The organism is Amycolatopsis sp. WAC 04169, assembly GCF_003947535.1.
Taxonomy (GTDB): domain Bacteria; phylum Actinomycetota; class Actinomycetes; order Mycobacteriales; family Pseudonocardiaceae; genus Amycolatopsis; species Amycolatopsis keratiniphila.
Genome location: NZ_QHJI01000004.1, coordinates 505,271 through 518,063, shown reverse-complemented (window position 1 = coordinate 518,063; position 12,793 = coordinate 505,271). Strand labels below are relative to the sequence as shown.

Genomic DNA, 12,793 nt, shown 5'->3' with positions numbered 1-12,793 from the left:
AGGTTCCTAACAAATGGGAGGCGATGTGCGCGGACGTGGTCTTGCGGCGGCGACGGTGCTGGTGGTCCTGTGCGGTGGCTCGGCCGCCGTCGCGGACACGACGACGGCGGGATCCGGCGCGCGGAACATCATCTACATCCAGGGCGACGGTCTCGGCCTCGGCCAGCGGGATCTGCTGCGGCTGGCGCTGAAGGGCAAGAACGGCAGGCTCGCGATGGACGGGCTCGCGGCCACCGGTCTCGTGCGGACGGCTTCGGACGACCCCGACGAGATCGTCACCGACTCCGCCGCGGCGGCCACCGCGCTCGCGACCGGGCACAAGACGCGCAACGGCGCGGTCGGCGTGGACGGCCACGGGCGCCCGCTGGAGACGATCCTCGAACGGGCGAAGCGGGCGGGGAAGTCGACCGGCCTGGTCACCACCGCGCAGGTGACGGGCGCGTCGCCGGCGGCCTTCGCGGCGCACGTGCCCAGCCGGGACTCGCAGAGCGACATCGCGAAGCAGTACATCGAGAACAGCCGTCCGGACGTTCTGCTCGGCGGCGGCGAGGACTGGTGGTATCCCAAGGGGAACCCCGGGCTCTGGCCGGACAAGCCGGGGGAGGAGAGCCGCAGCCCGTACGGCAACCTGGTCGAACGCGCGCAGCGGACCGGCTACACCTACGTGCGCGACGGCGACGAACTGCGGGCCACGCGGGCGAACCGGATCCTCGGCCTGTTCGCGAACGAGGACATGGTCGACTACGGCCCCGACGGCGTCGGGAAGTACGCGCCGCGGGTGCCGCTCCAGCAGATGGCGCGCAAGGCGCTGGACACCCTCTCGAAGAACCCACGCGGCTTCTTCCTGTTCCTGGAGGAAGAAGGGACCGACGGGATGTCGCACGAGAACAACGCGCACGGCGTGATCGACGCGGGCCGCGCGCTCGACGCCACCGTCGCCGAGGTCCTGCGCTTCGTCCGCACGCACCCCGACACGCTGGTGATCATCGGCGGCGATCACGAGACGGGCGGATTGAGCATCGAGAACTACGACGCCTCCGACACCGACCCGGACCAGGACGGTCCCTTCGACGTACCGGGTTCGAAGCTCCGGTTCACTGTGGACTGGACGACGCACGACCACACCGGCGCCGACACCCCGGTCACCGCCGAAGGTCCCGGCTCCGCTCGCTTGGGTGGCACCGTCCAGAACACCGACGTCCACTGGGTGATGCGGCTGGCGAGCGGTCTCTGAGCACGACGTGCGCTTCGGTTACGGTTCCCCCATGGACCTTGTGCGCCGCATCGACCGCGCCGCGGGTGAATTCCTGCTGTTCGCTCTGACCCCACCGCGCCTGGCCACCGCTCACGAGCGCGTCCAACAGATCGCCGACGCCACCATGGCCCGCTTGCGCCCGTTGAACCTCGACGGCCTGATCCTCTACGACATCGATGACGAAGCGGCCCGGAACCCCGCGCGGCGCCCGTTCCCGTTCGTGCCGACCCTCGACCCCGCGAACTATCTCGCGGACAACTTCACGAGCTGGCAGACCCCCGTCATCGTCTATCGGGCGGTCGGGAAATACGCGCCGTCGGAACTGCGGACCTGGCTGGCGGCCCAGGATCCGGCGCGCGTGATGACGGTTCTCGTCGGCGCGTCGTCCAGCAAGATCGACACCATGACGTCACTCGCGGATGCCCAAGCACTGCGGCGTGAGGCCAATCCCGGCCTGTCACTCGGCGGCGTCGCGATTCCGGAACGGCACAGCCGCCGGGACGACGAACATCACCGGCTGCTGGCGAAACAGGACGCCGGTTGCCGGTTCTTCGTGACCCAGGTGGTCTACGACGTCAACGCGGCGAAGAACCTCGTCTCCGACTATCACTACGAATGCGTCGCGCGCGGACGAGCGCCCGTGCCGATCGTCTTCACCTTCTCGGTCTGCGGATCGTTGAAGACACTCGACTTCCTGCGGTGGCTGGGCGTCGATGTGCCGCGGTGGATAGAAAACGATCTCAAGCACGCGGCCGACACCCTCGAAGCGTCGTATCAGCTGGCCCTCGCGGCGGCCACGGAACTGATGACCTACTGCCGCGGCCTGGGCGTCCCGTTCGGCATCAACGTCGAAAGCGTGTCGATCAGGCGAGAAGAGATCGAGGCGTCCGTACGGCTCGCCGAACGACTTCGGGCGGAGATCAAGGGCTGAACCCCGGCCGCGGCGCGCCGGGGATCAGGACTGCGTTCGCGGTGGGTGGGTGGTGTCGTAGCGGCGTCGGTTGTCGGTGATCTCGTGCCGGTGGGTGGTGGCCCATTCGCCGAGGGCCACGGCCGCGTCCAGCAGCGTGGTGCCGAGTGCGGTGAGGGTGTAGTCGACGCGCGGGGGAACGCTGGGGTGCACGGTGCGGGTCACCAGGCCGTCGCGTTCGAGTTGCCGCAGGGTCAGGGTGAGCATGCGCTGGGAGATGCCGGTGATCGCGCGGTGTAGCTCGCTGAAGCGCAAGGTCCGGTCGCCGAGCCGCCCGATGACCTGGATCGTCCACTTGTCGCCGATGAGGGCGAGGATCTGCAGCACCTGACGGCACGCCTCGTCGTCCGGTTCCGGGTTTCCGTGAGTTGCCAAGGGTTACCTCCGTGTGCGTCACCGACATGAATGTGCCGTCTTGCCGGCGGCGGGCTTTGTGACAAACCATGGCTCTACGAACAAAGAGTAACCGCCGGCGGCCGAGGAACTCGTCCTGGCCGGGGTGGTGGGAAAGGAGTCGAGGTGGCGAAGACCCTTGTCATCGTCGGTGCCGGCCCGGGGCTGGGGATGGGCGTGGCCCGGAGCTTCGGCCGTCAGGGTTTCCGGGTCGGGCTGATCGCCCGGAACGAGGACGTGCTCGATGGTCTGGTCGGCGAGCTGGCCGAACTCGGCGTGACCGCCGGGGCGTTTCCCGCCGACATCCGTGATCGTGACGCGCTGATCGGTGCCCTCGCCGCGGCCAGGCAGGCGCTGGGGCCGGTCGACGTGCTGGAGTTCAGCCCCAGCCCGACCGGCGCGATCACCCACGCCGCGCAGACCACGGCCGGCTCCGCCACCGAGCAGTTCGAGTTGCACGTGCTGGGTGCGGTGACGGCCGTGGGACAGGTGTTGCCGGATATGCGTGCCCGTGGCGACGGGACGCTCCTGCTGACCACCGGCGTTTCCTCGACGATCCCCGCACCGTTCCTGGCCAACGTGGGCCTGGCCATGGCCGGTTTGCGTAACTGGGCGCACGCCCTGCACACCGAACTACGGCCCCAGGGCATCCACGTGGCTACGGTGACGATCGCGTCCGGCGTCATTCCCGGTGACGTGGTGGCCGACCCCGACGTGATCGGTGCCCGCTACTACGAGCTGTACAGGCAGCGAGACAGCGCCGAAGAGGTCATCGGTGACCTCGATGCGTTCCGCGCCCTCGTCGCCGGAGGAATCGGCGATCCCGGTAGGGCCGGCGCATCAACGGCGGGCTAGGCCGCTCCACGTCATGTCGTTCGACGGACTCGCCGTGGTCCGACCCGCATCGACTGGCTGGGACTGTCTTCCGTCCGTGATCTCCGCGTGGACAGCGGCCGGACCGCGGGAGCGGTGCTACGAGGCATGTCCCGCGTCGTCGACAGGCCGTTGTGAGGCGACCTCCCGGATCGCGTCCGACAGACGCGGGTAGACCGGCACCCGCACGTCGAGGTCGAAGAGCCGCAGGATCCTGAGGTCCGTCGGCGAACTGGTGACCAGCGCCAGCCGGCGGCGCTCACGGGCGGCCCGGGTGGCGCAGGCCTCCAGCACCTGAAGTCCCGCCACGCCGAGGAAGGTCACCCGGGACAGGTCGATCACCGTGCGATCGGGAAGGTTCCCGTCCAGATGCCGTCGCAGCAACGGGGCCGTGGTCGCGTCCAATTCGCCGGTGATGGTGAGGATCAGCAGATCGGCGGTGTGCTCGTGCTCCAGTACGGGCGCGGGTGTGCTTCGGTGCGGCGATGACATGGAGGTCTCCTCGGGAAGCGGGATGCGCGCTCCGAGGCGAGTCCCTCACAGCAGCAGCGAAGGCGCCCACGGAAGCACGTCGCCGGACGCACCCGGCTCTGGCCGGACGGTGCGGAGCCGGGCAAGGTCACCGGACACGCGAAGCTGCGGTTTGAACCACACGTGCATTCACCGTACGCCGGTGGGGACGCTCCCGCAGAGCGTGGGATAAGTCGTGAATCTCCGCAGGTGTGTACCGGGCGGAACCGGGGTAACCGGCCACTGATTCATCCGGATCATGGGAAAGGGAATCGACATGAGCCTGAACGACGACGACATCTCCACCACCTCGGGTGAGGACAAGGAAGGACCGGCCGACGCCGGGGCGGGCCAGGGGACTTCCGGCGAGCACGACGGTGGAGCGGACGGTGGCGCCGAAGGGCCTGCCGATTCCGGCGCCGGCGAAGGCATCCCCGGCCAGCACGACGGCGGAGCCGACGGCGGCGCGGACAGTGGCGCGAGCTGATCTGAGCGAGCCGTCCACCGACACCGGGCAAGGGCGCGAAAGCCTCCCGGTGCCGGTGGACGGCCGCGTGTCGAACACTGTCCTATCGCGCCTGGTCGGTTCCGACATCGAGGAGTTCGCCGCCCGGCATTGGGGCCGGAAACCGTTGTTGCGGCGAACCGGCGGCGACTTCGGTGATCTGCTCGATCTGGACGGCGTCGACGAAATCCTTTCCCGCCGCGGGCTGCGGACGCCGTTCCTACGGCTGGCTCGCGACGGCGCGGTGGTCGATTCCCGCTCGTTCACCGGCGGGGGCGGTGTGGGTGCGGAGATCGGCGACCAGGTCCGCGACGACCGGGTCGCCGCTCTTTTCGCCGACGGCAGCACCATCGTCCTCCAGGGACTGCACCGCATCTGGCCGGCCGTCATCGACTTCACCACGCGCCTGGCCGACGAGCTCGGCCATCCCGCGCAGGTAAACGCCTACGTCACCCCGCCGTCGTCGCAAGGCTTCTCGGCGCATTACGACGTGCACGACGTTTTCGTGCTCCAGCTGGCCGGCCGCAAACGATGGAAGGTGCACGCGCCCGTCCACCCGTCGCCGCTGCGTGATCAGCCGTGGAGCGAGCACGCCGATGCCGTCGCCGCGCGGGCCCGTGACGATGCTCCGGTGATCGACGAAGTCCTCGAACCGGGCGACATGATGTATCTGCCCCGCGGCTGGCTCCATTCGGCGACGGCGCTCGGTGACGTTTCCGCGCATCTGACCGTCGGCGTCCACGTGATCACCGCGTTCGCTTTGGTGGAGGCGTTCACCGCGCTCGTCGGTTCCGAGGAAGGGCTGCGCGCGTCGCTCCCGCTCGGGATGGACGTCGGCGACCCGGACCGGCTGGAAGCGCATGTCGAGTCCGTCCGGGAAATTCTGATCGCCGCGCTGCGGGCGGTGCCCGGTGACGCCCTCGCCCGGCAGGTCCGGGACAAGGTGTGGCAAGGGAATCGTCCGGAACCGCTGGCACCGGTCGCCACGGCCAGGTTCGTGCTGGGCCTCGGCGACGGGGATGCCGTGCGGCGTCGCGACGGCTTGCATTTCCGCATCGGCGGCACAGTGGACGGCAGGGTCGTTCTCGAACTCCCGGATCGTCACCTTTCGTTGCCGGCAGCCACCTCGACCGCTTTGAAGGCGCTACTGGACGGAAGGGTGTGGCGGCTGGGGGAGATCCCGGGAATGGATCGAAGCGATCAGTTCGTGCTCGTGCGCCGCCTGCTCCGGGAGGGCGTGCTGATGGCCGCGACCGCATGATCGCGACACCGGCGCAACGGTGCGCGGACCTGGCCGAAGCCGCGGGCGATCCCAGGGAGGGAACGGCCCCGCCCGCGGAGCACTGGCTCTTGGTCGAGCATCCGGGCCCCTGGGGCCGCTTCGCGCTCAGGGAATCCGGGATGGATCCGGGCGCGGTCGCCCCGCTCGGTTCGTGGGCGGCGCGGGTCAACGGCCGGATCGCTCTGGTGCGCCGTGTCGCTCGGCGCCCGTCCGTCCGCGATCGGCCGTTCCGCTGGTTCCGCGTCGATGCCCGCCCCGGCCACGAGCAGATCCGCACCGGGGAATTCAGCGACGCCGCGGAACTCACCCGCAGTACCTTCGCCGAGGGACGCGTGTGGCCGGAACCCCTCGCGCTCGTATGCGTCCACGGCAGACACGACACCTGCTGCGCGGTACGCGGCCGTTCGCTCGCGACCACGCTGGCCGCGGAGTTCCCCGAGTCCACTTGGGAATGCAGCCATCTCGGCGGCTGCCGGTTCGCTCCCTCGATGGTGTTGCTGCCACACGGTTTCACCTTCGGCGGCCTGCGCCCGGCCGACGCGAGCGGTCTTTTCCGGCGGTACCTCGACGGGGTCGTCGACGGCCGATTCCTGCGTGGCCGTTCCTCGCACCCACCGGTCGTCCAAGCGGCTCACCATCACGCCCGCGCCGCCACCGGCGTCGTCGGCATCGACGATCTCCGGCTGACGAAGACCACACGAACCGGTGATACCGACTGGCAGGTGGTCTTCGCCGAACCCGACTGCATCGTGCGTCTGCGCGAAGGCCGGATCCCGGCAGGCCGACGGCTCACGTGCGCGACCGGGCCCGTGCGGACGATACGGGTGTTCGAACTGCTGGATTTCCGGTACTGACCGTGGGTGACCGTATGGGGGATCAGTGGTGGTGGGGCGCGATCGGCGCCGTGATGGTCGTCGTGGGCTTGCTCGTGCGCTCGTCGACCGACCGGAAATGGCGATCTTTCGTCGTCGAGATCGTCACTCTGGCGGGCTGGACGCTGGTCGTCATGTTCGTGATCAAGCCTCTGGTTCCGGCGAACGTCCTCGGTGTCACGATTCTGGTCGTGATCGTCCTGAGTGTCCTCGCGGTTCCACTGATCGCTCGGCGCAAGAGGAGACGGCACGAATCGGGGTAGCGCCCTGGCGCACAGCCTGTCCGGATCGCCGCCCTGCGCCACCTCGCCGACGCCCGCTCGCGCTCAGCGCAAGCGGCATCGTCGATTCGGGGCGTTCACTTGTCGTCGTCGGAGGAAAGCAGGCCCGACTTCTCGGCTCGGGCCACCACCTTCTTGACGAACTCGATCGAACCGCAGTCCTGATCGAGCAGCGCGTTGCGGCGTGTGGCCCACGCCGTGCCCAGGTCTTGGCGGACCTTTTCGCTCACTTCGGTGCGCGCGGGGTTGAGGATCGTCTGCTCTTCCTCACCGATATGGTGCATGAGCGCCTCGGCCAGCTTCTCGACCGCGTCGTCGAATTTCTGTGTGTCGGTGCCTTTGCATTCCAGCAGGTCCAACAGCGCCTGGTTGCCCTCGGCGTGTTCTTCCTCGCCGTGTTCCTGCTCGTGCTTGTCGATGGCGTCCTTGCGCCGCAGGGCGGGGTAGACATCCTGTTCTTCGGCTTCACCATGCGCGATCAGTGCCGCCGACAACGCGGCTCGGGCACCTTCACGGTCCGCGGTCGCGTCCCGCAGGTCACGGAGGAGCTGTTCGAACAGGCGGTGGTCGTCCAGGATGAGGTCCACGACGTCACCAGCAACTGGACGGGGAATCGTCACGGCAGTCATATACCGACAATTCCCGGGCAGCGGCCGTCCGGCAACTCGAAGCACGGCCGCCGCCGTCGGGAGTGCTGCCGAGGTGATCATCCGCATCATGCTCAGGACGACGGCGGCCCGCCCCACGACAAGGGAACGGGCCGCCGTCCAGATCACTGTCAGCCGTCGTACCAGCCGTAGTCGACGATGCTGCCGTGGTTGTAGCAGTCGCCGCCCCACAGCCAGGTGCCCGGTCCCACCAACGGTCCGTAGGTTTCGTGGCCGTCCGAGCACTTGGTCCAGGCACCGCTGCGGCCGTAGTCCACGAACACGGTGGCGTTCCACGCGACGCCGTCGTAGTAGGTGGTCGTCCACCTGGCCACGTGGCTGGTGCCGACCTCCCCGCCGATCGCCGAGTGATGCTTCCCCTTGGTGTCGGCGGACGCCGAGCCGGCGCCTGCCAGCAGGACACCCCCGGTCAGCGCCACGGCCCCCGCCGCCACCGCGATTCTGCGGATCGTCACGTTATCCATTTTCCCCTCCGGTGATCGTTTCCGGTTTTCGAGCACGAGCGCCGCGTAAGGCGCGGCTCCCGCAGTCACCTGTCTAGTGCGCCGGGAGCGTTCTGTGCCGGGGAGTGGACAACGAACGACAAACTTCCGGACAATGGAGAAAAGCAGACACCTGGGGGGTGGCTGATGCCACGGTATGAACGTCCATTTGTTACGGACGAAGATTCGTTGTCACAGTTCGCGGGGGATCTACGACGATTACGCGAGAACGCCGGAAGCCCGCCGTATCGCGAATTGAGCAAGCGGGCCCACTACGCGGCGAGCACCTTGTCCGACGCGGCGGGCGGCCGGAAACTGCCGACTCTGGCGGTGACCCTGGCCTATGTCCGGGCCTGTCAAGGCGACCTCGCCGAGTGGGAGGAGCGCTGGTACGCGATCACCGCGATGAACCGTGCCCCGGAGCCCGAGGAAATCGACGAAGAGATCCCCTATCCGGGTCTCGCCGCATTCGGGGCGCATCAGGCAGGCTATTTCTTCGGCCGCGAGCACCTCGTCGAAGAATTGTCGCGCCAAGTCACCGAACGGCGACTGCTCGCGGTTTCCGGCGCATCGGGATCCGGCAAGTCCTCCTTGCTGGAGGCCGGGCTGATCGCGGCCGTCCGGAGATCCGGCCGGGATCGGACGATCGTGCGGCTCACTCCCGGACCGCATCCGCTCCGGGAAAGCGCGATCCAGCTGGCCGCGGTGAGCGGCGGATCGGCGGTCCGGCTGCACGGGGAGCTGACGGCGGATCCGGCGGGACTGCATCTGCGTGTCCGTCAGCTCCTGGCGCGGCGGCACGCGGACGCGGAACTGCTGCTCGTCGTCGATCAGTTCGAAGAGGTCTTCACCCGCTGCCGGACTGTGGAGGAGCGTGACGCCTTCGTCGCGGTGCTCCTGCACGCCGTCCAGGAACCGGACAGCCGGACCCGGCTCGTGGTGGGTGTGCGTTCGGACTTCATCGGACACTGCGACAGGTACCCGGCGCTCGCCGCGGCGCTGCGCCCCGGGAACCGGGTCGACACCGGGCCGATGACCGCAGAGCAGCTGCGCTCGGCGATCATCCGCCCGGCGATCGCCACCGGACACCAGCTGGAAGGCGCGCTGGTCGCCACGATCATGGCCGAGACGGCGGGCGGGCACGGTGTTCTCCCGCTCGTCTCCCAGGCGATGCGCCGGACCTGGCGACGCCCTCACGGCGCCACGCTCACCCTCGCGGCGTACCAGGCGTCCGGCGGGATAACGCGTGCCCTGGCCGACACGGCCGAGAAGGTCTTCGGCGAGTTCGACCAAATCGGGCAGCGGCAAGCACGGGACGTGTTCCTCCGGCTGACCACGCTGGGATTCGATGGTCACGACACCCGGCGGCGCGTCCCCGCGCACGAACTCGACCCGGCCGCCGCCCCGGTGGTCGCCCGGCTGGTCGACGCCCGGCTCGTGACCGCCGACGCCGACGGGCTGGAGTTCGCGCACGACGCGCTCATCCGCGAGTGGCCGCGGCTGCGGAACTGGCTGTCCACCGGTCGCGGCCGCCTGTACCTGCACCGGCGGCTGACCGAGGCCGCCGGGGTGTGGGAACGCGCGAACCGCGACCCGGCGCCGCTCTACCGGGGCAGCCAGCTCGACGAAGCGATCACGTTGGCCGGATCGACGAGACTGACCCTCCGGGAACACCAGTTCCTCAACGCGAGCATCCAGGCCCGCGAAGAAGAGACGGCCCAGGCGGACCGATCCGCGTGGCGGCTCCGGCGGCTGGCGGCCGCGACGGTGGTCATGAGCGGGCTGGCCGCGGCCTCGGTCGCGCTGGCCGTCCGGGAACGGAGGCAGACACTGGCACTTTGCTGGTGACCGCGTGCCACTACTCGGCCGGCTGCTGAGGTCAGCCGGTGACGTCCAGGTGCGCGGGAACCGGGGTGGGTTTGGGCGCTTTGCCGCTGGGCTGGGGTTTGTCGGCGGCGGGCTTGGTCGTCGGTTCCGGCGAAGTGCCTGCCTTGGCACAGGTGGCCGACGCGATGTCCACGGTCTGGGTCCGGCCGAGCAGCCTCGCCGATACCGCGGTCACGGTGAGGGTGCCGTCGTTGTTCTTGGTCTGCTTGTTCACCACGAGTTCGATCAGTTGGGCCACCGGGACGGTGGTGTTCGGCGGCACCCGGTCGAGATCGAGGACCTTGCCGCCGGCCTTCAGCTTCGCGATCGACACCGAACCTTTGCCGTCGCGGCATTCCGCCCTGATCGCTTCAGCGCTCAGCCCGGGTAGCGGGAGCGTGGCGGGTAGCAGGCCGAGGTTGAGTGCGAGGCCGGTGACAGCGGACTCGGCTCGGCCGGGTCTCACCTCGGCGGTCAAGGCTTTCGCGGTGAGCAGTGAGGGGCCGGGAGTCGGCAAACCCGCTGACACGAGAGATTCCTTGCCGGTCCCGGATACGGCCGGGGTACGGGGAATCGTGACCAGCCCGGACGCGGCGACGGCGAACGCGGAGTCGGCCGGTGCGGCCTGGGCGGGAGTGGCGGTGAAGGTCAGGAGCGCCACCGCCGTACCGGCGAGCGCGCTCGTAGTGCGTGGGAACAAGGGAAAATACCTCCGTGATCGGGTGTCAGGTGATCTGGACGATGGTGCCGAGCGGCAGTTCGACGAGGCGGTTCAACGCCTCGCGGGTGACGCGGATGCAGCCGTCGCTGGTGGCTTTGCCGACGAAGCTGTTGTCCGGCCAGGTGTGCAGGCCGACGGTGCCGGGACCGCCACCGAAGGTTTCGTGTGAAGCGGAATGGCTGCTCAGCGGCAGCACGATCGGGCTGTAGGTGTTCACGCTTTCCTGGATCGACGCGAGAATGAACGCGCGGCCGGTCGGCGTGGGGTGTTCCGGCTTCCCGGTGCCGATGGTCCACGAGCCGGCAGGCTTGCCCGCTTCATGGATTTCCAGCCGGAAACCCGCGAGATCCACGGTGACGCGGAAATCGTTCTGTGCCGATTCCATCGCATCCGGGGTGGCGTGCAGCCAGCCGGTCGCTCCGTTGGGCCTCGTGGGCAACAGGACCTGCGCCCAGTCGCCCTTCCGGGCGATCACCGGGACCCAGGTCGGCGATCCGATCTGGGTTCGGGGGAGGCGGGCGATCGGCTCACCACCGGGGGTGCGGAAGACGACCGCGTCCTCTTTGGGATGCAGTACTTCGCCGCCGGTCGGGGCGGTGGGGGACGGGTCCGCGGGCGCGGAGGCCAGTTCGCCGAAGGTGTTCGCCTCCGGGAGTGCGGCGGCGGCCGCGGGCTCCACCGCCGGCGTGGTCATGGAACCGTCGGCGGCACCGTTGCCGCCTTTCGTTCCGCAGCCGGTCAGCAAGGCGACCACTGTCAAGGGGAGGAGAAGGAAAACCATACGAGGGCGCGCACGACCGCTGAAGGTCTGCAGGTTGGTCATCGAGTGCCTTGTCCTTGGGCAGAGTGTTCCACAACGGAATTCGCTTCCGTGGAGAACATTCCTAACATCGGCGCGATGTGTTAATCAATGATCACCATGCGCGCACGGAGAGATCTGCCTGCGGCTTTGCCGTGTTCTCCCAGGTCGTAGGTGTTCGGTGAATTCACACGATCGGGGAAAACGGAGAAAAACCGGTAACGAGAACGCGAGTCTACTCAGAGTATGTGCTCGGAATCGTTCCCCGGAACAGAGGTGATGAATCGCCGCGCGTTGATCACCCGCCGTGGTCACCACCAGACCCGTCGGCCGACGAAGTGCGATCGGGCTTCCCGCGGAACGGGATCGGTCAGCCGTTCGTCATGCGGTGATCGAGATATTCGATGCTGCATCCGTCCAGTCGCCGCGCGGCGTCCGACGCGTGGGCCGAGCAGAGCGAGCCGGTCACCCCGTCGCGATCGGTGGCGATCGCCGCGGCCGGTTCCGTGCAGGGGGTGTGCAGCCGGTCGTAATCCCAGGAGTTGTCACAGCCCGTCGCGGTGCACCAGGCCCGGTCTCCGAGCGAGTGCAAGGTGACGCCGTGGACAGGGCAGACTCCCCAGGGCACGTCGCACAGATGGGGATCGCGGGAGACCCGGACACGGGCCAGGGACTCGGCGGTCCTGGCGATCTCGCCGGTGTAGCCGGCCAGATCGTCGGTGGCTTTGTTCATCGGCTGCGCGAGCCGTTTCAGGTGCCCGTCGTCCGTGGCCTCCAGCCGAGCGGCCATTTCCGCGGTCCGCTCGGCGAGGGCGTCGGCCTCGGCGGCCAGTGCCCGTAGTTCGGCCGGGAGGGGTTCCGGCGTGGTCGGCTCAGGCATCGTGGTCCTCGCAGGTGCGGTGGAGAAGAAAGTGTCGAGAGGGAAGAACGTGGCCCCGGTCCGGGTGAAACGTGGACCGGGGCCGTCGGTTCGGACGAGTGGCTCAGAACCAGTGGGCGCGGCCGCCCACCTTGCGTCCCGTGCTGCCGAGGATCGCGAGAACAACGCCCACGACGGCGACGACGGCGCCGATGGTGGTCAACACGGGAATGTCGACGATCAGGCCGATCACGAGAATGATGACTCCGAGCACGATCATGGTGACTCACTTTCCTGGAGCGGCCGAAACGAACCGCCGCCACGATGGGGACTGGCTGGTAGTGCCCGCATCACCGTCTCGTCAAACACCGTCCAGCCAGGTTTCCTTTCATGGGATTGCATGGTTTGAGTCCGCGGATCGTGGGTAAACGCCTGGAGTCGTCGTGAAGTGCCGCCG

Annotated in this window: 16 protein-coding genes; 8 read left to right on the top strand and 8 right to left on the bottom strand. The window is 68.6% G+C overall.

What is annotated here, in order from left to right:
* The first annotated feature begins 13 nt into the window (after positions 1–13).
* Positions 14–1,234, top strand: a complete 1,221-nt coding sequence (locus DMC61_RS11415) for an alkaline phosphatase (protein WP_233594776.1) — start codon at positions 14–16, stop codon at positions 1,232–1,234.
* Positions 1,235–1,265: 31 nt separating this feature from the next.
* A complete protein-coding gene (locus DMC61_RS11410) occupies positions 1,266–2,186 on the top strand; it encodes a methylenetetrahydrofolate reductase (protein WP_125689083.1) in 921 nt (306 codons plus the stop codon).
* A 24-nt stretch (positions 2,187–2,210) separates the two neighbouring features.
* Here DMC61_RS11410 and DMC61_RS11405 read toward each other — a convergent pair whose 3' ends face one another.
* Positions 2,211–2,600, bottom strand: coding sequence for a helix-turn-helix domain-containing protein (locus tag DMC61_RS11405; RefSeq protein WP_125689081.1), 390 nt, complete (start codon positions 2,598–2,600; stop codon positions 2,211–2,213).
* A gap of 144 nt (positions 2,601–2,744) precedes the next feature.
* Here DMC61_RS11405 and DMC61_RS11400 point away from each other — a divergent pair, with 144 nt between their 5' ends.
* The gene (locus tag DMC61_RS11400; protein ID WP_125689079.1) at positions 2,745–3,473 is read left to right on the top strand and encodes an SDR family oxidoreductase; all 729 of its coding nucleotides are present in this window, start codon (positions 2,745–2,747) and stop codon (positions 3,471–3,473) included.
* 117 nt (positions 3,474–3,590) lie between these two features.
* Here the strand turns inward: DMC61_RS11400 and DMC61_RS11395 are convergent, their stop codons facing one another.
* Positions 3,591–3,983, bottom strand: coding sequence for an STAS domain-containing protein (locus DMC61_RS11395; protein WP_125689077.1), 393 nt, complete (start codon positions 3,981–3,983; stop codon positions 3,591–3,593).
* 295 nt (positions 3,984–4,278) lie between these two features.
* On the opposite strand from DMC61_RS11395, the gene DMC61_RS11390 reads away from it, so the two are divergent.
* The 4 genes from DMC61_RS11390 to DMC61_RS11375 all read left to right on the top strand — a co-directional run bounded on the left by DMC61_RS11390 (position 4,279) and on the right by DMC61_RS11375 (position 6,923).
* A complete protein-coding gene (locus DMC61_RS11390) occupies positions 4,279–4,488 on the top strand; it encodes a hypothetical protein (protein ID WP_125689075.1) in 210 nt (69 codons plus the stop codon).
* 67 nt (positions 4,489–4,555) lie between these two features.
* On the top strand, positions 4,556–5,767 hold the full coding sequence (locus DMC61_RS11385) for a cupin domain-containing protein (protein WP_233594775.1): 1,212 nt from the start codon (positions 4,556–4,558) through the stop codon (positions 5,765–5,767).
* Positions 5,764–6,642, top strand: coding sequence for a sucrase ferredoxin (locus DMC61_RS11380; protein WP_125689073.1), 879 nt, complete (start codon positions 5,764–5,766; stop codon positions 6,640–6,642). Before DMC61_RS11385 ends, DMC61_RS11380 begins: the two co-directional genes overlap by 4 nt.
* A 2-nt stretch (positions 6,643–6,644) precedes the next feature.
* A complete protein-coding gene (locus DMC61_RS11375; RefSeq protein ID WP_233594774.1) occupies positions 6,645–6,923 on the top strand; it encodes a hypothetical protein in 279 nt (92 codons plus the stop codon).
* Positions 6,924–7,018: 95 nt separating this feature from the next.
* Here DMC61_RS11375 and DMC61_RS11370 read toward each other — a convergent pair whose 3' ends face one another.
* Both DMC61_RS11370 and DMC61_RS11365 read right to left on the bottom strand, forming a co-directional pair.
* Entirely contained in the window at positions 7,019–7,660 is a 642-nt protein-coding gene (locus tag DMC61_RS11370) for a hemerythrin domain-containing protein (RefSeq protein WP_233594773.1), read from the bottom strand.
* Positions 7,661–7,719: 59 nt separating this feature from the next.
* On the bottom strand, positions 7,720–8,064 hold the full coding sequence (locus tag DMC61_RS11365; RefSeq protein WP_199749955.1) for a hypothetical protein: 345 nt from the start codon (positions 8,062–8,064) through the stop codon (positions 7,720–7,722).
* Positions 8,065–8,280: 216 nt separating this feature from the next.
* On the opposite strand from DMC61_RS11365, the gene DMC61_RS41135 reads away from it, so the two are divergent.
* Positions 8,281–9,939 carry a hypothetical protein gene (locus DMC61_RS41135; RefSeq protein WP_158634088.1) on the top strand — a complete coding sequence of 553 codons (1,659 nt, stop codon included), beginning with the start codon at positions 8,281–8,283 and terminating at the stop codon, positions 9,937–9,939.
* Between the two features lie 31 nt (positions 9,940–9,970).
* On the opposite strand, the gene DMC61_RS11355 is transcribed toward DMC61_RS41135, so the two are convergent.
* The 4 genes from DMC61_RS11355 to DMC61_RS41395 all read right to left on the bottom strand — a co-directional run bounded on the left by DMC61_RS11355 (position 9,971) and on the right by DMC61_RS41395 (position 12,616).
* Positions 9,971–10,657: a choice-of-anchor P family protein gene (locus DMC61_RS11355; RefSeq protein WP_125689069.1), complete on the bottom strand. Its 687-nt coding sequence runs from the start codon at positions 10,655–10,657 to the stop codon at positions 9,971–9,973.
* A gap of 25 nt (positions 10,658–10,682) precedes the next feature.
* Positions 10,683–11,438, bottom strand: a complete 756-nt coding sequence (locus DMC61_RS11350) for a L,D-transpeptidase (RefSeq protein WP_233594772.1) — start codon at positions 11,436–11,438, stop codon at positions 10,683–10,685.
* 409 nt (positions 11,439–11,847) lie between these two features.
* Positions 11,848–12,357, bottom strand: a complete 510-nt coding sequence (locus DMC61_RS11345; protein WP_125689067.1) for a hypothetical protein — start codon at positions 12,355–12,357, stop codon at positions 11,848–11,850.
* A gap of 103 nt (positions 12,358–12,460) precedes the next feature.
* Positions 12,461–12,616: a hypothetical protein gene (locus tag DMC61_RS41395; RefSeq protein WP_162836892.1), complete on the bottom strand. Its 156-nt coding sequence runs from the start codon at positions 12,614–12,616 to the stop codon at positions 12,461–12,463.
* Positions 12,617–12,793: the final 177 nt, after the last annotated feature.